This is a genomic window from Pseudomonas sp. NPDC085632, from assembly GCF_044541255.1.
Classification (GTDB): Bacteria; Pseudomonadota; Gammaproteobacteria; order Pseudomonadales; family Pseudomonadaceae; genus Aquipseudomonas.
In genome coordinates this window covers 1-17,777 of the sequence record NZ_JBITSX010000019.1, presented here as the reverse complement: position 1 = coordinate 17,777, position 17,777 = coordinate 1, and the positions used below count along the sequence as shown (strand labels likewise).

Annotated in this window: 14 protein-coding genes; 12 read left to right on the top strand and 2 right to left on the bottom strand. The window is 58.9% G+C overall.

Translation table 11 applies throughout. The features are described 5' to 3' along the window. Nucleotides 1-113 precede the first annotated feature (113 nt). The 4 genes from prpC to prpD all read left to right on the top strand — a co-directional run bounded on the left by prpC (nucleotide 114) and on the right by prpD (nucleotide 7,205). Nucleotides 114-1,241 (top strand): 2-methylcitrate synthase, encoded by a 1,128-nt coding sequence (gene prpC / locus ACIF4X_RS14490; protein ID WP_397482662.1) that lies wholly within the window; start codon nucleotides 114-116, stop codon nucleotides 1,239-1,241. Nucleotides 1,242-1,446: 205 nt separating this feature from the next. Continuing rightward, entirely contained in the window at nucleotides 1,447-4,041 is a 2,595-nt protein-coding gene (gene acnD, locus ACIF4X_RS14485; protein WP_397482661.1) for a Fe/S-dependent 2-methylisocitrate dehydratase AcnD, read from the top strand. 54 nt (nucleotides 4,042-4,095) lie between these two features. Then, on the top strand, nucleotides 4,096-5,286 hold the full coding sequence (prpF, locus tag ACIF4X_RS14480) for a 2-methylaconitate cis-trans isomerase PrpF (RefSeq protein ID WP_397482660.1): 1,191 nt from the start codon (nucleotides 4,096-4,098) through the stop codon (nucleotides 5,284-5,286). A 434-nt stretch (nucleotides 5,287-5,720) separates the two neighbouring features. Next, entirely contained in the window at nucleotides 5,721-7,205 is a 1,485-nt protein-coding gene (gene prpD / locus ACIF4X_RS14475; RefSeq protein ID WP_397482659.1) for a 2-methylcitrate dehydratase, read from the top strand. Here prpD and ACIF4X_RS14470 read toward each other — a convergent pair. After that, complete coding sequence (locus tag ACIF4X_RS14470) at nucleotides 7,198-8,127, bottom strand: DMT family transporter (protein ID WP_397482658.1); 930 nt, start codon at nucleotides 8,125-8,127, stop codon at nucleotides 7,198-7,200. The two genes, prpD and ACIF4X_RS14470, sit on opposite strands and share 8 nt — an antisense overlap. Before the next feature lie 90 nt (nucleotides 8,128-8,217). Between ACIF4X_RS14470 and ACIF4X_RS14465 the strand changes: the two genes are divergently transcribed. Further along, on the top strand, nucleotides 8,218-9,627 hold the full coding sequence (locus ACIF4X_RS14465) for a PLP-dependent aminotransferase family protein (protein WP_397482657.1): 1,410 nt from the start codon (nucleotides 8,218-8,220) through the stop codon (nucleotides 9,625-9,627). Nucleotides 9,628-9,741: 114 nt separating this feature from the next. Here ACIF4X_RS14465 and ACIF4X_RS14460 read toward each other — a convergent pair whose 3' ends face one another. Beyond that, complete coding sequence (locus ACIF4X_RS14460; RefSeq protein WP_095189437.1) at nucleotides 9,742-10,560, bottom strand: pyruvate, water dikinase regulatory protein; 819 nt, start codon at nucleotides 10,558-10,560, stop codon at nucleotides 9,742-9,744. A gap of 173 nt (nucleotides 10,561-10,733) precedes the next feature. Here ACIF4X_RS14460 and ppsA point away from each other — a divergent pair, with 173 nt between their 5' ends. The 7 genes from ppsA to sigX all read left to right on the top strand — a co-directional run bounded on the left by ppsA (nucleotide 10,734) and on the right by sigX (nucleotide 17,753). Further along, entirely contained in the window at nucleotides 10,734-13,109 is a 2,376-nt protein-coding gene (gene ppsA / locus ACIF4X_RS14455) for a phosphoenolpyruvate synthase (RefSeq protein ID WP_016985585.1), read from the top strand. A 98-nt stretch (nucleotides 13,110-13,207) separates the two neighbouring features. Then, nucleotides 13,208-14,197, top strand: coding sequence for an alpha/beta fold hydrolase (locus tag ACIF4X_RS14450; RefSeq protein WP_397482656.1), 990 nt, complete (start codon nucleotides 13,208-13,210; stop codon nucleotides 14,195-14,197). 226 nt (nucleotides 14,198-14,423) lie between these two features. After that, nucleotides 14,424-14,915: a ribonuclease E activity regulator RraA gene (gene rraA / locus ACIF4X_RS14445; protein WP_053118708.1), complete on the top strand. Its 492-nt coding sequence runs from the start codon at nucleotides 14,424-14,426 to the stop codon at nucleotides 14,913-14,915. Nucleotides 14,916-14,937: 22 nt separating this feature from the next. After that, complete coding sequence (locus ACIF4X_RS14440) at nucleotides 14,938-15,933, top strand: zinc transporter ZntB (protein ID WP_397482655.1); 996 nt, start codon at nucleotides 14,938-14,940, stop codon at nucleotides 15,931-15,933. A gap of 63 nt (nucleotides 15,934-15,996) precedes the next feature. After that, entirely contained in the window at nucleotides 15,997-16,245 is a 249-nt protein-coding gene (locus ACIF4X_RS14435; RefSeq protein ID WP_008076827.1) for a hypothetical protein, read from the top strand. Between the two features lie 2 nt (nucleotides 16,246-16,247). Beyond that, entirely contained in the window at nucleotides 16,248-17,072 is an 825-nt protein-coding gene (locus ACIF4X_RS14430; RefSeq protein WP_007916401.1) for a mechanosensitive ion channel domain-containing protein, read from the top strand. Nucleotides 17,073-17,162: 90 nt separating this feature from the next. After that, nucleotides 17,163-17,753: an RNA polymerase sigma factor SigX gene (sigX, locus tag ACIF4X_RS14425; RefSeq protein WP_397482654.1), complete on the top strand. Its 591-nt coding sequence runs from the start codon at nucleotides 17,163-17,165 to the stop codon at nucleotides 17,751-17,753. Nucleotides 17,754-17,777: the final 24 nt, after the last annotated feature.

Below are 17,777 nucleotides of genomic sequence, written 5' to 3'. Positions count from 1 at the left end.
GCAGCCTGCGGCAGCTCCTACATGAACCGCATTCCCCTGTAGGAGCTGACGAGTGCAACGAGGCTGCGATCTTTTCGCCACACTCCCTAACAAATTCAAGATTGGAGATAGAAATGGCCGAAGCAAAAGTACTCAGTGGCGCCGGGCTCCGTGGCCAGGTTGCCGGGCAAACCGCACTGTCCACCGTGGGCCAGGCCGGTGCCGGGCTGACCTATCGCGGCTACGACGTGCGCGAACTGGCAGCCGATGCACAATTTGAAGAAGTCGCGTACCTGCTGCTTTATGGCGAGCTGCCGACCAAAGCGCAACTCGACGAATACCAAGGCAAGCTGAGCAAGCTGCGCGACCTGCCGCCAGCGCTGAAAGAAGTGCTCGAACGCATCCCCGCCGACGCCCACCCGATGGACGTGATGCGCACCGGTTGCTCGTTCCTTGGCAACCTCGAACCGGAGAAAGACTTCTCCGAGCAGCGCGACAAGACTGACCGCTTGCTCGCCGCGTTCCCGGCGATCATGAGCTACTGGTATCGCTTCAGCCACGACGGCAAGCGCATCAACTGTGTCAGCGACGAGCCAACCATCGGCGGCCACTTCCTGCATTTGCTGCACGACAAGAAGCCGAGCGAACTGCACGTCAAAGTGATGAACGTCTCGCTGATCCTTTACGCCGAGCACGAATTCAACGCCTCGACCTTCACCGCCCGGGTTTGCGCCTCGACCCTGTCCGACCTGTATTCCTGCGTGACTGCAGCCATCGGTTCGCTGCGCGGCCCATTGCACGGCGGCGCCAACGAAGCAGCGATGGAAATGATCGAGCGTTTCTCGTCGCCGGAAGAGGCGATCAAAGGCACCCTCGGCATGCTTGAGCGCAAGGACAAGATCATGGGCTTCGGTCACGCGATCTATAAGGACAGCGACCCGCGTAACGAAGTGATCAAAGGCTGGGCGAAACAGCTGGCTGATGAAGTCGGTGACAAGGTGTTGTTCCCGGTTTCCGAGGCCATCGACAAGACCATGTGGGAGCAGAAAAAACTGTTCCCGAACGCCGATTTCTACCATGCCTCGGCGTACCACTTCATGGGCATCCCGACCAAGCTGTTCACGCCGATCTTCGTCTGCTCGCGCCTGACCGGCTGGGCTGCGCACGTGTTCGAGCAGCGCGCCAACAACCGCATCATCCGCCCAAGCGCCGAATACGTCGGCGTCGAACAGCGCAAGTTCGTGCCAATCGAACGTCGCTGAAATGGTGAGTGCCGAATACTGATCTCGAAGCTCACCTAAATCCCTGTGGGAGCTGGCTTGCCAGCGATGACGGCGTCACATCCAACAATGATGCTGACTGACCCACCGCTATCGCTGGCAAGCCAGCTCCCACAGGGTTCGGTGTGAATTTGAGGTCGGTATCAGGCCCACCCTTTGAAACTACCGTGACCCGAGTCCTGACCCGATGAACACAGAATTCCGCAAAACCCTGCCCGGCAGCCCTCTGGATTATTTTGACGCCCGCGCGGCTGTCGAAGCGATTCAGCCCGGTAGCTACGACACTCTGCCGTACACCTCCCGCGTGCTGGCGGAAAACCTCGTGCGTCGCTGCGACCCGGCCACGCTTAACGATTCCCTCAAGCAACTGATCGAACGCAAACGCGACCTCGACTTTCCGTGGTTCCCGGCGCGTGTGGTCTGCCACGACATTCTCGGCCAGACCGCGCTGGTCGACCTCGCTGGCCTGCGCGACGCCATCGCTTTGCAGGGCGGCGACCCGGCGCAAGTCAACCCGGTGGTGCCGACGCAATTGATCGTCGACCACTCGCTGGCGGTGGAAGCGGGCGGTTTCGACAAGCAGGCGTTCGAGAAAAACCGCGCCATCGAAGACCGTCGCAACGAAGACCGTTTTCACTTCATCAACTGGACCAAAAAAGCCTTCAAGAACGTTGATGTGATCCCGCCGGGCAACGGCATCATGCACCAGATCAACCTGGAGAAAATGTCTCCGGTGATCCAGGTGCGTGAAGGCGTGGCGTTCCCCGACACCTGCGTTGGTACCGACAGCCACACGCCGCACGTTGATGCGCTGGGTGTGATAGCCATTGGCGTCGGCGGCCTCGAAGCCGAGAGCGTGATGCTCGGTCGCGCGTCGTGGATGCGCCTGCCGGAAAGCGTCGGCGTCGAACTGACCGGCAAGCTGCAACCGGGCATCACCGCCACCGACATGGTGCTGGCATTGACTGAATACCTGCGTAAACAGAAAGTCGTCGGCGCGTGGCTGGAGTTCTTCGGCGAAGGCGCCGCTGCGCTGACCCTCGGCGACCGTGCGACCATCTCCAACATGGCCCCGGAATACGGCGCCACCGCAGCGATGTTTTACATCGATCAGCAGACCATCGATTACCTGAAACTCACCGGTCGTGAAGACCAGCAAGTGCAGTTGGTCGAGCAATACGCCAAGCTCACCGGCCTGTGGGCCGACAGCCTCAAAGCCGCGCAATACGAGCGTGGTTTGAGCTTCGATCTGTCCTCGGTAGTGCGCAACATGGCCGGCCCGAGCAACCCGCACGCTCGCGTTGCAGTGTCGGATCTGGCGGCCAAAGGCATCTCCGGCCAGTGGGATGATGTGCCGGGGCAAATGCCTGACGGCGCAGTGATCATCGCCGCCATCACCAGTTGCACCAACACCAGCAACCCGCGCAACGTCATCGCCGCCGGCCTGATCGCACGTAATGCCAACAGGCTTGGCCTGACCCGCAAGCCGTGGGTGAAATCCTCGCTGGCGCCGGGTTCGAAAACCGTCGCGCTGTACCTCGACGAAGCGGGGCTGACCACTGAGCTGGAACAGCTCGGTTTCGGTGTCGTCGCCTTCGCCTGCACCACCTGCAACGGCATGTCCGGCGCGCTCGATCCAGTGATCCAGCAAGAGATCATCGACCGCGATCTGTATGCCACCGCCGTGCTTTCCGGTAACCGCAACTTCGACGGCCGCATCCACCCGTACGCCAAGCAAGCGTTCCTCGCGTCGCCGCCACTGGTGGTCGCTTACGCCATCGCCGGGACCATCCGTTTCGACATCGAGAAGGACGTGTTGGGCGTGGTCGATGGCAAGGAAATCCGCCTCAAAGACATCTGGCCGAGCGACGAAGAAATCGACGCCGTGGTGAAATCTTCGGTCAAGCCTGAGCAGTTCCGTCAGGTCTACATTCCGATGTTCGCCGTTCATGAAGACACCGGCCCGAAGGTTACGCCGCTGTACGACTGGCGCGAGATGAGCACCTACATCCGCCGTCCGCCGTACTGGGAAGGCGCGCTGGCCGGCGCTCGTCCACTGAAGGGCATGCGCCCGTTGGCGGTGCTGCCGGACAACATCACCACCGATCACCTGTCGCCATCGAACGCGATCATGCTCGACAGCGCCGCTGGCGAATACCTGGCGAAAATGGGCCTGCCGGAGGAGGACTTCAACTCTTACGCCACCCACCGTGGCGACCACTTGACTGCACAGCGCGCCACCTTCGCCAACCCGAAGCTGTTCAACGAAATGGTCGTGGAAAACGGCAAGGTCAAACAGGGTTCACTGGCGCGGGTCGAGCCGGAAGGCAAAGTCATGCGCATGTGGGAAGCCATCGAAACCTACATGGAACGCAAGCAGCCGCTGATCATCATTGCCGGCGCCGATTACGGTCAGGGTTCGTCCCGCGACTGGGCGGCGAAAGGCGTGCGTCTGGCCGGTGTCGAGGCGATTGCCGCAGAAGGTTTCGAGCGCATCCACCGCACCAACCTGGTGGGCATGGGCGTATTGCCGCTGGAGTTCAAGGCGGGCACCGACCGTCACACGCTGGCCATCGACGGCAGCGAAACCTACGACGTGATCGGCGAGCGCAAACCGCGTGCGGAGCTGACGCTGGTGATCCATCGCAAGAACGGCGAGCGCGTTGATGTGCCGGTGACCTGCCGTCTGGATACCGCTGAAGAAGTGTCGATCTACGAGGCTGGCGGCGTATTGCAGCGCTTCGCTCAGGACTTCCTTGAAGAGTCGGCGGTTGCCGTTTAAATCAACTGATGTGGGCACGGGATTTTTAGTCCCGTGTCCTCGGTAAGGAGCATCATGGCTCACGCACCACAAATAAAGATCCCCGCCACCTACATGCGCGGCGGCACCAGCAAAGGCGTGTTCTTCAGCCTCAAGGATCTGCCCGAAACGGCACAGATTCCCGGCCCGGCTCGCGACGCTTTATTGCTGCGCGTGATCGGCAGCCCCGACCCGTATGACAAACAAATCGACGGCATGGGCGGCGCGACGTCGAGCACCAGCAAAACCGTGATCCTGTCGAAAAGCATCAAGGCTGATCACGACGTCGATTACCTGTTCGGTCAGGTCTCCATCGACAAGCCCTTCGTGGATTGGAGCGGCAACTGCGGCAACCTCTCGGCAGCGGTCGGTTCGTTCGCCATCAGCAATGGTCTGGTCGATGCCAGCCGCATTCCGCACAACGGTGTTGCGGTGGTGCGCGTCTGGCAGGCGAACATTGGCAAAACGATTATTGCCCACGTGCCAATCACCAATGGCGAAGTGCAGGAAACCGGTGATTTCGAACTCGACGGCGTGACCTTTCCGGCGGCCGAAGTGCAAGTGGAATTCATGGACCCCGCGGCGGAAGAAGAGGGCGGCGGTGGCTCGATGTTTCCTACCGGCAACCTGATCGATGAGCTGGAAGTGCCGGGTGTCGGCACCTTCAAGGCAACCATGATCAATGCCGGCATCCCGACGATTTTCGTCAACGCCGAAGACATCGGTTACACCGGGACCGAGTTGCAGAGCGCGATCAACAGCGATCCGAAAGCGCTGCAGATGTTCGAGACGATTCGGGCTTACGGCGCCTTGCGCATGGGCCTGATTGCCAATCTCGATGAAGCAGCGAAACGGCAGCACACGCCGAAAGTCGCGTTTGTCGCCAAGCCTGCGGATTACGTGGCGTCGAGTGGCAAAGCGATTGGCGCTGGTGACGTGGATTTGCTGGTGCGTGCGTTGTCGATGGGCAAGTTGCATCACGCGATGATGGGCACGGCGGCCGTTGCGATCGGGACTGCGGCAGCGATTTCCGGCACGTTGGTAAACCTCGCGGCCGGTGGCGTTGAACGCAATGCCGTGCGTTTCGGGCATCCGTCCGGGACGTTGCGCGTTGGCGCTGAAGCCAGTCTGGAAAACGGCGAGTGGATCGTCAAAAAAGCGATCATGAGCCGCAGTGCGCGCGTGCTGATGGAAGGCTATGTACGCGTCCCCGGAGATTCGTTCTGATCCGAAAGTTTTACCCTCATCGGAACGCCGCCCGCCCAGCCCTCCCCCGGAGGGAGAGGGGGCCGACCGAGGTGTCTGGAGTAGTACATTGACCTGAAAGATCGAGGCGATTATGGATTCAGGGGCCGACCGAGGTGTCTGAGGTTGTATAGCGACCTGAAAGATCGAGTCGATTATGGATTCAAGAGGGCATCGAGGTGTTTGAAGTTGTTCATTGACCAGATCGATTACGGATTCAGCGCAGATCGCTCACGTCGGTGAACCTCTACAGCATCCCCCAATCGGTTCCCTCTCCCTCGGGAGAGGGCTAGGGTGAGGGGCCACCCACTGAAGAAACCCAAAACAAGCAGGCACCCCAGACCTGCAATCACCCAAAACCGCCAAGCCCTGAGGAAGACCGCACCCACTCATCATTCCCGCACAGGAGAACCGCAATGAGCGCCAACGTCGACCTGAACAACCGCCCCGACTACGACCCTGTCCTGCAGGACATTGCCGACTACGTCTTTACCTTCAAAGTCACCTCTGCCGAAGCCCTCGACACTGCCCGCAATTGCCTGATGGACACGCTGGGCTGTGGCCTGCTGGCACTGCGCTTCCCCGAATGCACCAAGCATCTTGGGCCAATCGTCGAGGGCACCGTCGTGCCGTTTGGCGCGCGTGTTCCCGGCACCTCCTATCGCCTCGACCCGGTCAAAGCCGCGTGGGACATCGGCTGTATCGTCCGCTGGCTCGACTACAACGACACCTGGCTCGCTGCCGAGTGGGGCCATCCATCCGACAACCTCGGCGGGATTCTCGCGGTGGCCGATCATCTGTCGCAGAAGCGTCTGGCCAACGCTGAAGCGCCGCTGACGATTCGCGACGTGCTGGAAGCGATGATCATGGCCCACGAGATCCAAGGCGTGATTGCCCTGGAAAACTCCTTCAACCGTGTAGGACTCGATCACGTCATTCTGGTGAAAGTCGCCTCGACCGCCGTTACCGCCAAGCTGATGGGCGCCAATCGTGAGCAACTGTTATCGGCGTTGTCCCACGCGTTTGCCGATGGTCAGGCCCTGCGCACTTATCGTCATGCGCCGAACGCCGGTTCGCGAAAATCCTGGGCGGCGGGGGATGCGACGAGTCGTGGTGTACGTCTGGCTGACATTGCCATGCGCGGAGAGATGGGCATTCCCGGGGTGCTGACTGCGAAACAGTGGGGCTTTTATGACGTGCTGTTCAGCCACACCAACAGCGATCTGGCGCTGAAACCGCAAGATAAACGCGCCTTCAGTTTCTCGCGGCCATTCGGCAGTTATGTGATGGAAAACGTCCTGTTCAAGATCAGCTTCCCCGCTGAATTTCATGCGCAAACCGCGTGCGAAGCGGCGGTGACGCTGCACCCGCAGGTGCGCAATCGCCTGCACGAAATCGACAGAATCGTCATCACCACGCATGAATCGGCGATCCGCATCATTTCCAAGGTCGGGCCGTTGGCCAATGCCGCCGACCGCGACCACTGCATCCAGTACATGACTGCCGTGCCACTGGCGTTCGGCAATCTGGTCGCCGAGCAATACGAAGACGATTTCCACAAGTCGCACCCGATCATCGATGTGCTGCGCGAAAAAATGGTCATCGTCGAAGAGCCGCGTTTCACCCGCGAATACCTGGAGCCCGACAAACGCTCGATTGCGAATGCCGTGCAGGTGTTTTTCAAGGACGGCAGCAGCACGGAAAACGTTGTCGTGGAATACCCGATCGGCCATCGCCGCCGTCGCGCCGAGGGCATTCCATTACTCGAAGACAAGTTCAAGGCCAATCTGGCCACGCGTTTCACCGGCCAGCGCAGCGGCGAAATCTTCGCTTTGTGCAAGGATCCGGCGCAGCTCGAAGCGACGCCGGTCAACCGCTTTGTGGATATGTTGGTTATCTGAACCACTTTTCTACAGGCAGTTTGGTGATCGCAAAACCGCTCAATAAAATCGCCGAATAGATCATCAGCTCCCGGGACAGGGTTTGCCCTTCGTACCAGGCGCCGATGATCACGGCGAACACCGGGAAGATGATAAACACGAACGACAGAATGATCGGGCTCAGACGTTTCAGCAGCAAAAAATAAACGATGAATCCACCCACCGACGCCACCAGTCCGAGGTAGAGCAGGGCGCCCCACGAACGCGTGGTCACTTGCGCAAACACCGGCGCTTCAACACTCAAGCCGACAATAAATAACATCAACCCGGCAATGCCGATCGGCAGCGTGTTGTAAGTGATGACGGTGATCGCGCTGCCGTGTTTTTTTGTCACCACGTAACACAGCGCATGCATCACCGCCGCGCACAAAATCGCCAGCACCCCCAGCCATTCCGCCTGATCCAGGTGCAGACCCTGACTGCGAATAATCATGAACAGACTGCCAAAACCAATGGCAATGCCGAGCATTTGCGAGGGATAGATTTTCTCGCGCAGAAAGAGCGCGGAAAACAGCAGGATAAATACCGGCATGCAACTGAACAGCAGCGCCGTCAAGCCGGACGACACGTGCATCTCGCCGTAATTGAGCAGGTAGTAGGGCAGGCTGAAATACGACAGTGTGACGAATACAAAAAACCAGCGACTTTGCCGAGGGAACAGCAATGGTTCCTTGCGTACCATCGCGAAGCTCAGAAACAGCGGAAAAGCGATCAGAAAGCGCAGGCCGGCGGCGGTCAGCGGCGGCACGCTTTCCACCGCAATCTTGATTCCCAACCACGTGGTACCCCAACTCAGGCAGACGATGAGAAACAGCACGCCGGTGATCAATCCGGCGAGCCAGGGTTTGCTGATGTTTATCGGGGCGCTGACAGCTGTCGACATGGGGGGTACTCCGAACCGCAGAATTGACCTGGTCACAGAAAGAGTCTATTTCTGATTGAACTTGTTTTAAGCACGCTATTCGGGGCGAGAATGACTGTCAAAGTAAGTATTGCCATGGTGTCAATCCTCCGTGATGGCCTCAGCAACGGCGTCGGCGTGAAGTACAAACGCCTCGCTGACGCGGTAGAGCAAGCCATCGACGAAGGCGTTATCGAAGCCGGCAGCAAACTGCCTCCGCACCGGTTGTTGGCCGACAGCCTTGGTGTGACCATCGGCACCATCAGTCGGGCCTACGGTGAACTGGAGCGTGTAGGACTGGTCGTCGCCCGTGTCGGAGATGGCACCTACGTGCGTCAGCGCGGGATGGAGCGGCCGCAGGACAAAGGCTTTCGCAATGTCAGCGATGAGCCGTCAGCGTGCTTCGACATGAGCCGCAACCAGCCGATTCCGGCGCAGGAAGCGGCGTTCTTGAGCCAGAGCCTGCAAGACCTCGCCAGCGATCCGCGGGTGTTGCAGCAATTGACCGGGTACACCGCTGAAGCCGGGTTGGCCCGGCACCGATTGGCCGGGGCGGTGTGGTTGCAGCATGCGGCGTTCGTGCCGCACGCCGATCAGGTGTTGTGCGTCAACGGTGGCCAACATGGGCTGTTGTGCGCGTTGATGGGCTTGCTCAAGGCCGGCGATACCGTGGTCACCGAGCAATTGTCCTACCCGGGATTGATCGGCGTCGCACGTCAACTCGGGATAAAACTCATTGGCGCGGTGATGGATGACGAAGGGCTGTTGCCGTCGGCGCTGGAAGAAATCTGCCGTCAGCATCGGGTTTCGGCGCTGTATTGCACGCCGACGATTCAGAATCCTACGGCGGCGGTGATGTCCGTCTCACGGCGCGAGGCGATTGCCGAGGTCTGTCGCCAGCACAATCTGCTGATTATCGAAGACGAAGCCCATGCGGTGCTGGATCGCCTGCGTCCGTTGCCGCTGAGTTATTTCGCACCGGAGCGTTCGGTATTGATCGGCAGCCTGAGCAAGGCTGTTTCGGCGGGATTGCGAGTCGGTTATCTGCACGCGCCGCAGGCGTTGATCGGGCGTTTGAGTGCCGCCATTCGCGCAACGTGCTGGATGGCCAATCCGCTCTCGATGGAAGTGGCCAGTCTGTGGATCGAAAGCGGCATGGCCAAGCAGTTGCTGGACGAACAGATCAGCGAGATCGCTCGGCGCAAGGCCTTGGTGGCGCCTGTGCTGCAGGGTTTGAATTACAAGACTCACCCTTACAGCCCGCATTTCTGGGTGGAGGTGCCTGAGCTGTGGCGGGCGTCGCAGATTGCGGCGGAGTTGAAGGAGAACAACTATCTGGTCGCCACGGCTGAGGCGTTTGCGGTCGGGCATGCAGCGGTGCCGCAGTTTGTGCGGGTGAGTGTGTGCAATGCGGTGGGGGATGATGGGTTGTTGCTGGCAGGCTTTGAAGCTTTAAGCCGGGCTCTGACAGAGACCGTGTGATCGTTCATCGCTAGCAGGCTAGCTCCCACATTCGACCGCGTTCCATCTCGCGGAACCCGATCAAACTGTGGGAGCTAGCCTGCTAGCGATAGGGACGGATCAGGCACCATAGATTTACTTGAACCGCCGCTCCACACCTTTCTCCACCAGAATCTTCGCCGAAATCTCTTCCACCGAAAAATGCGTGGAGTTGATGTTGGGGATGTTCTCGCGGCGAAACAGGTTTTCCACTTCGCGCACCTCGAACTCGCACTGGGCGTAGCTCGAATAGCGGCTGTTGGGCTTGCGCTCGTTGCGGATCGCGGTAAGGCGGTCCGGGTCGATGGTCAGGCCGAACAGCTTGTGCTGATGGGCGCGCAGGGCGGCTGGCAGGGTCAGGCGTTCCATGTCGTCTTCGGTCAGCGGATAGTTGGCCGCGCGGATGCCGAATTGCATGGCCATGTACAGACACGTCGGTGTCTTACCGCAGCGCGACACGCCCACTAGTATCAGGTCGGCTTTGTCGTAATAGTGCGTGCGCGCGCCGTCGTCGTTGTCGAGGGCAAAGTTGACCGCCTCGATGCGCTCCATGTAATTGGAGTTGTGCCCTATCGAATGGGACTTGCCGACGGTGTAGGAAGAATGCTCGGTCAGTTCCTGCTCCAGTGGGGCGAGGAAGGTCGAGAAAATGTCGATCATGAAACCATTGGACGTTGCGAGAATCTCACGGATGTCCTGATTGACGATGGTGTCGAAGATGATCGGCCGGAAGCCGTCGGTTTCAGCGGCTTTGTTGATTTGTTGTACCATGGCCCGCGCTTTATCCACGCTGTCGATGTACGGTCGCGTGAATTTGCTGAAGGTAATGTTTTCGAACTGCGCCAGAAGGCTTTGACCCAGGGTTTCGGCAGTGATGCCGGTGCCATCGGAGATGAAGAAAGCAGATCGTTTCATTTGCACCTTGGGCCTTAAGCTAGTAACGAATCTTGGATATGATAGGCGCGATTTGTCGGCCGCGACTGGCCCGCATTCTCACTTATTTTCCAGGTCCAGGCCATACAACCGGCCAAGGCTCCCCCGGGCCGCCGGTTTCTGAGCTTTTCCAACACAGTAGTGGAGAGATCACCTTGGTAGAGTACGTAGTTTCCCTCGATAAGCTCGGCAAACACGATGTTGAGCATGTGGGGGGCAAGAACGCATCCCTGGGCGAGATGATCAGTAACCTGGCAGGCGCCGGTGTTTCGGTCCCCGGCGGCTTCGCCACGACGGCTCAGGCCTATCGTGATTTCCTCGAACTGAGCGGCCTCAACGACCAGATCCACGCGGCCCTCGACGCGCTCGACGTCGACGACGTCAACGCCCTGGCCAAGACCGGCGCACAGATCCGTCAATGGATCATGGAAGCCGAATTCCCTGAAAAACTGAATGCCGAGATCCGCACCGCGTTCGCCGCGCTGTCGGCCGGCAACCCTGACGTGGCCGTGGCCGTGCGTTCCTCCGCCACCGCCGAAGACTTGCCGGACGCTTCGTTCGCCGGTCAGCAGGAAACCTTCCTGAACATCCGCGGTGTGGAAAACGTTATCCGCGCCGCCAAAGAGGTGTTCGCTTCGTTGTTCAACGACCGTGCGATTTCCTACCGCGTGCACCAGGGCTTCGACCACAAACTGGTCGCCCTGTCGGCTGGCGTGCAGCGCATGGTGCGTTCGGAAACCGGCACCGCCGGCGTGATGTTCACCCTCGATACAGAATCCGGTTTCCGTGACGTGGTATTCATCACCGGCGCCTACGGCCTGGGCGAAACCGTCGTACAAGGCGCGGTCAACCCGGACGAGTTCTACGTGCACAAGGGCACGCTGGAGGCCGGTCGTCCGGCGATCCTGCGTCGCAACCTGGGCAGCAAAGCCATCAAGATGATCTACGGCGACGAGGCCAAGGCCGGTCGTTCGGTCAAGACCATCGATGTCGACAAGGCTGATCGTGCGCGTTTCTGCCTGTCCGACGCTGAAGTCAGCGAGCTGGCCAAGCAAGCGATGATCATCGAGAAGCACTACGGCTGCCCGATGGACATCGAATGGGCCAAGGACGGTGACGACGGCAAGCTGTACATCGTGCAGGCGCGTCCGGAAACCGTGAAAAGCCGCACCCAGGCCAACGTCATGGAACGTTACCTGCTGAAAGAAACCGGCACCGTGCTGGTGGAAGGTCGCGCGATTGGCCAGCGCATCGGCGCCGGTAAAGTGCGCATCATCAAAGACGTTTCCGAGATGGACAAAGTCCAGCCGGGCGACGTGCTGGTTTCCGACATGACCGACCCGGATTGGGAACCGGTCATGAAGCGCGCGAGCGCCATCGTCACTAACCGTGGCGGTCGTACCTGCCACGCAGCGATCATTGCTCGCGAGCTGGGTATCCCGGCAGTGGTCGGTTGCGGCAACGCCACCCAACTGCTGAAGGATGGCCAGGGTGTGACCGTGTCCTGCGCCGAAGGCGACACCGGTTACATCTTCGAAGGCGAGTTGGGCTTCGACATCAAGAAGAACTCCGTCGACGCCATGCCGGAGCTGCCGTTCAAGATCATGATGAACGTCGGCAACCCGGATCGTGCCTTCGACTTCGCGCAACTGCCGAACGCCGGTGTCGGCCTGGCCCGTCTGGAATTCATCATCAACCGCATGATCGGTGTGCACCCGAAAGCGCTGTTGAACTACGACGGTCTGCCGCAGGAAATCAAGGACAGCGTCGACAAGCGTATCGCCGGTTACAACGACCCGGTCGACTTCTACGTCGACAAACTGGTGGAAGGCATCAGCACCCTGGCGGCGGCGTTCACGCCGAAGAAAGTCATCGTGCGCCTGTCGGACTTCAAGTCCAACGAATACGCCAACCTGATCGGCGGCAAGCTGTACGAGCCTGAAGAAGAAAACCCGATGCTGGGCTTCCGTGGCGCTTCGCGTTACATCAGTGAATCGTTCCGTGACTGTTTCGAACTCGAATGCCGCGCGCTGAAACGTGTGCGCAACGAGATGGGCCTGACCAACGTCGAAATCATGGTGCCGTTCGTGCGTACCCTCGGCGAAGCCAGCCAGGTCGTCGATCTGCTGGCCGAAAACGGCTTGAAGCGCGGCGAAAACGGTCTGCGCGTGATCATGATGTGCGAACTGCCATCCAACGCGATCCTTGCTGAAGAATTCCTCGAATTCTTCGACGGATTCTCGATCGGTTCCAACGACCTGACTCAGCTCACCCTGGGCCTGGACCGCGATTCCGGTATCATCGCGCACCTGTTCGACGAGCGTAATCCGGCGGTCAAGAAGCTGTTGGCCAACGCGATTGCCGCGTGCAACAAGGCCGGCAAGTACATCGGTATCTGCGGTCAGGGTCCTTCGGACCACCCGGATCTGGCCAAGTGGCTGATGGAGCAGGGCATCGAAAGCGTGTCGCTGAACCCGGACACCGTGCTGGAAACCTGGTTCTTCCTTGCCGAAGGCCAGGCCCCGGCTTAATGAGTATGTGAACGGCCCGCTCCCTTTGTGGGGGTGGGCTTTGAGATTCAAGTAGGGCGGGCTCCTGTAGATGCCGCCCTTTTTTGTGCAAGAGCATTATGCAAAGCAGCAGCAACCTATTTCCTGTCGCCCTGATCAGCGCCGAACGGCGCGGCGATCTGAGCGAAGACGTGTATCGTTTGAAACCCGGCAACAGCCCTGATTGGTCCGTGGAAATCGCCGTGACCCGTTTGGGCATGGCCGATGACTCGGCCTCTCGCGGTGTGCCGGTCATTTTGCTGCACGGCAGTTTTTCCAATCGGCGCTTCTGGTTTTCACCCAAAGGCCTTGGCCTGGGCGCGTATCTGACGCGTCTGGGCTACGACGTGTGGATTCCGGAGATGCGCGGCCACGGCTTGTCGCAGCGCAACGAGGAATACCGGCGCAACCGTGTCGCCGACTATGCCCGTTACGATCTGCCGGCGATTGCCGCGTTCGTTCGTGAGCAGAGCGGGCAGGTTCCGCACTGGATCGGCCATTCGCTCGGCGGCATCACCCTGGCGGCTGCGCTTGGCGGTGAATACCTTGGCGACCCTGCCGTGGCATCGGCAGCGTTTTTCGGCACCCAGGTCAGCCGCACTTACTGGCCGCTGAAAATTCCGCCGGTGGAATGGAGCGGACGCTTCATTCTCAAGCGTTTCGCGCAATTGTCGGGTTCACGCCTCAAACGTGGTCCGGAAGATGAGCCGATTGGTCTGGCGTTGGAAAGCATGCGCTGGTACGGCTTGTTCGGCCGCTTCGGTGACAAGGACAAGGATTGGTGGGCGGGCCTTGCCGACGTCAAGGTGCCGGTGCTGGCAGTGTCGGCGGCGGGGGATCACCAGGATCCGGCGTGGGCCTGCCGCAAACTGTTCGAGCAGATTGGCGCCGATCACAAGCAATTCATCAATCTGGGGCGCGAGCAAGGCTTCAACGATAATTTCGGCCATGTTGAAATGTTGGTGAGTAAAGCGGCGCAGACTGAAGTGTGGCCGTTGGTGGCGCGCTGGTTGAATGATCAGCAGACGCCGTTGCTGGGTGACAAGCCGGATTTGGCTGCTGCAGTCTGAGATGAGGTCTGGGTAAAGGGCATTTCGTTCAGGTCGGCTTGCGGCTAAGATATGACGAATTTTGCGATTCCGGTCATATTCGGTGACTGTTTAGCGATTACGTTTCAGCGTTTGTTCAGGTTCATTCAGCGAACATTCAATGAGCTAAGGTAAACAGCGACCAGCGGAACTCGTCTCTTCAGAACGCAGCATTCTTGATCGTCTTGCTTTTTACAGGAGTTTTTCGATGAACCATTACCTTACGCCTGACCTGTGCGACGCCTATCCGGAGCTGGTGCAGGTGCTGGAACCGATGTTCAGCAATTTCGGTGGCCGTGATTCGTTCGGCGGCGAAATCGTGACCATCAAATGCTTCGAAGACAACTCGCTGGTCAAAGAACAAGCCGAACTCAAAGGCAACGGCAAGGTGCTGGTCGTCGATGGCGGCGGTTCGCTGCGCCGTGCGTTGCTGGGTGACATGATTGCCGAGAAAGCTGCAAAAAACGGCTGGGAAGGGCTGGTGATCTACGGCTGCATCCGTGACGTCGACGTTATCGCGCAAACTGATCTGGGCGTGCAGGCACTGGCCAGTCACCCGATGAAAACCGAAAAACGCGGTCTCGGTGACCTCAACGTCCCGGTGACGTTCGCCGGTGTGACGTTCCACCCGGGCCACTACATTTATGCGGACAACAACGGCGTGATCATCTCGCCGAGCCCGCTGCAGATGCCTGAATAAGATTTTCGACAAAGGGATGCGGATGTTCGAGGAAGAAAACGCGCAGTGGGGGCTGGTGCATGCCCTGGTGCTGGACGGTAAAGGCGGTGCGCGTTCGATAGTCCGGACTGAACTCGACGATTTGCAGCTGCAGGCCCACGAAAGCCTGTGGTTGCATTGGGATCGCAGCCATCCGCAAACCCAGACCTGGCTGCGCAAATCCAGCGGTCTCAATGAATTCACCTGCGATCTGCTGCTGGAAGAGAACACTCGACCGCGCCTGTTGCCGTTGCCGGATTCCGAGCTGCTGCTGTTTCTGCGTGGGGTCAATCTCAATCCGGGTGCGGAGCCGGAAGACATGGTCTCGGTGCGGATTTTCGCTTCCGCCCAACGGGTAATCTCGTTGCGTTTGCGCCCGTTGCGCGCTACCGATGAACTGTTGGTGCAATTGGCGGACGGCAAAGGCCCGAAAACGGCTTCTGAACTCATCCTTTACCTGGCGCAGTTCCTCACCAACAAGGTGCAGGATCTGGTCACTTGCCTCTCGGAAATCGCCGATGAGGAAGAAGAAAAGATGGATGCCGACGAACGGTATACTCCCGAGCATGGCGCCATTTTGCACATCCGCCGCAGGGCCGCCGGGCTGAAGCGTTTCCTTGCGCCGCAGCGGGATATTTTCGGGCAACTGACGCGGATAAAACTGCCGTGGTTTGTCGATGACGATGCCGATTACTGGAACGAGTTGAACAACAGCCTGACCCGCTATCTCGAAGAGCTCGAATTGACCCGAGAGCGCGTGGGGCTTGTGCTGGAGGCGGAAGACCGACGTTTGAGCGAGCGCATGAATCGCACGATGTACCGTTTCGGCATCATCACCTGCATCTTTTTGCCGATGAGTTTCATCACCGGTCTGCTGGGCATCAACGTCGGCGGAATTCCGTTCTCCAGCAGCCCTTATGGTTTCCTGATTGCCTGTTTGACGGTGCTCGCCCTGGCCTTCGGTCAGTGGTGGTTATTCCGTCGTTTGCGCTGGGTCTGAACATGGCGCATGTGACCCGACCAAATTTGCCCGCGTCTTTCACAGACATCACGAGAGGTGCGTATGCACGATCCGTTTGAACAGTCTTTGCGCGACATGCTCAACGCCTCGCCGTCCAGCCGCGACGACGATGCCTGTCTGGGCCGCGTACTCAAAACCGCCAACCGCCAGGTCGGCGCCGGTGATCTGTTCAGCCTGCTGGGCCGCTGGCTGCCCGCGCTGATGATCGCCCTGAATAACGGATCGGCCCATGTCTCGCCGGTTTCCCGTCTTCGTAAACCTACCGCTCGCACTGCTGATAAGGCTGATTGAATATGGAACTCGACCTCTGGACTCAGAGCCTCGTCACTGCAATGACTGCGTTGTGGACCAAAGTGGCCAACTTCATTCCGAACCTGTTCGGCGCACTGGTCGTGCTGCTGTTGGGTTTCGTCGTGGCCAAACTGCTTGATACCTTGCTGTCGAAACTGCTCGCAAAACTCGGCCTCGATCGCCTGATGGGCGGCACCGGTTTGACCAAATTGATGTCGCGAGCCGGGCTGCAAGTTCCGATCTCGACCCTGATCGGCAAAATCGTTTACTGGTTCGTTCTGCTGATTTTTCTTGTTTCTGCAGCAGAATCCCTTGGCCTTGAGCGAGTTTCAGCTACGCTGGATATGTTGGCGCTGTATTTGCCGAAAGTATTCGGCGCCGCACTGGTGTTGCTGGTGGGTGTTTTGCTCGCGCAACTGGCCAACGGGCTGGTACGCGGGGCGGCAGAAGGCGTAGGCCTGGACTACGCTTCGGGGCTTGGGCGAATTGCTCAGGGGCTGGTGATCATCATCAGTATCTCGGTGGCAATCAGTCAGCTCGAAGTCAAAACCGACCTGCTGAACCATGTGATTGTCATTGTATTGATTACCGTTGGTCTGGCGGTTGCGCTGGCCATGGGTTTGGGAAGCCGGGAAATTGCCGGTCAGATTCTTGCGGGAATCTATGTGCGTGAGTTGTATCAGGTTGGGCAACAAGTGCGTGTTGGCGAGGTCGAAGGGCAGATCGAGGAGATCGGCACGGTGAAAACCACATTGCTGACCGATGAGGGTGAGCTAGTCTCTCTTTCCAATCGGATCCTGCTGGAACAGCATGTGAGTAGCCGCTAATCCGGCAAACCCTGCTAATGTATGCCGCCGCAAAATGCCAGCTGATGCTGGTTGCGGTGGACATTGACCTGACTGTCGGCACGACTTGTTTTGAATAAAGCCCAAACGCTATCCACGCGCTACGACCCCCGCGAGCTCTCTGATGAGGAGTTGGTCGCGCGCTCGCATACCGAGCTTTTTCACGTAACGCGCGCCTATGAAGAACTGATGCGGCGTTACCAGCGAACATTATTTAACGTTTGTGCGAGATATCTTGGGAACGATCGCGACGCAGACGATGTCTGTCAGGAAGTCATGTTGAAGGTGCTGTATGGCCTGAAGAACTTCGAGGGGAAATCGAAGTTCAAAACGTGGCTCTACAGCATCACGTACAACGAATGTATTACGCAGTATCGGAAGGAACGGCGAAAGCGTCGCTTGATGGACGCATTGAGTCTTGACCCCCTCGAGGAAGCGTCCGAAGAAAAGGCGCCGAAACCCGAGGAGAAGGGCGGGCTTGATCGCTGGCTGGTGTATGTGAACCCGATTGACCGTGAAATTCTGGTGCTTCGATTTGTCGCAGAGCTGGAATTTCAGGAGATCGCAGACATCATGCACATGGGTTTGAGTGCGACAAAAATGCGTTACAAACGTGCTCTAGATAAATTTCGTGAGAAATTTGAAGGCATTGCTGAAACTTAGTTCAGCGCAAATATCTCTTAAGTG

What these genes read in the sequence shown, in the direction of transcription:
- ACIF4X_RS14430 (WP_007916401.1), top strand. Translation starts at nt 16,248, where the DNA reads ATGGAACTCGACCTCTGGACTCAGAGCCTCGTCACTGCAATGACTGCG.
- acnD (WP_397482661.1), top strand. Translation starts at nt 1,447, where the DNA reads ATGAACACAGAATTCCGCAAAACCCTGCCCGGCAGCCCTCTGGATTAT.
- ACIF4X_RS14440 (WP_397482655.1), top strand. Translation starts at nt 14,938, where the DNA reads ATGTTCGAGGAAGAAAACGCGCAGTGGGGGCTGGTGCATGCCCTGGTG.
- ACIF4X_RS14450 (WP_397482656.1), top strand. Translation starts at nt 13,208, where the DNA reads ATGCAAAGCAGCAGCAACCTATTTCCTGTCGCCCTGATCAGCGCCGAA.
- prpF (WP_397482660.1), top strand. Translation starts at nt 4,096, where the DNA reads ATGGCTCACGCACCACAAATAAAGATCCCCGCCACCTACATGCGCGGC.
- prpC (WP_397482662.1), top strand. Translation starts at nt 114, where the DNA reads ATGGCCGAAGCAAAAGTACTCAGTGGCGCCGGGCTCCGTGGCCAGGTT.
- ACIF4X_RS14460 (WP_095189437.1), bottom strand. Translation starts at nt 10,560, where the DNA reads ATGAAACGATCTGCTTTCTTCATCTCCGATGGCACCGGCATCACTGCC.
- ACIF4X_RS14465 (WP_397482657.1), top strand. Translation starts at nt 8,218, where the DNA reads ATGACTGTCAAAGTAAGTATTGCCATGGTGTCAATCCTCCGTGATGGC.
- ACIF4X_RS14470 (WP_397482658.1), bottom strand. Translation starts at nt 8,127, where the DNA reads ATGTCGACAGCTGTCAGCGCCCCGATAAACATCAGCAAACCCTGGCTC.
- prpD (WP_397482659.1), top strand. Translation starts at nt 5,721, where the DNA reads ATGAGCGCCAACGTCGACCTGAACAACCGCCCCGACTACGACCCTGTC.
- rraA (WP_053118708.1), top strand. Translation starts at nt 14,424, where the DNA reads ATGAACCATTACCTTACGCCTGACCTGTGCGACGCCTATCCGGAGCTG.
- ACIF4X_RS14435 (WP_008076827.1), top strand. Translation starts at nt 15,997, where the DNA reads ATGCACGATCCGTTTGAACAGTCTTTGCGCGACATGCTCAACGCCTCG.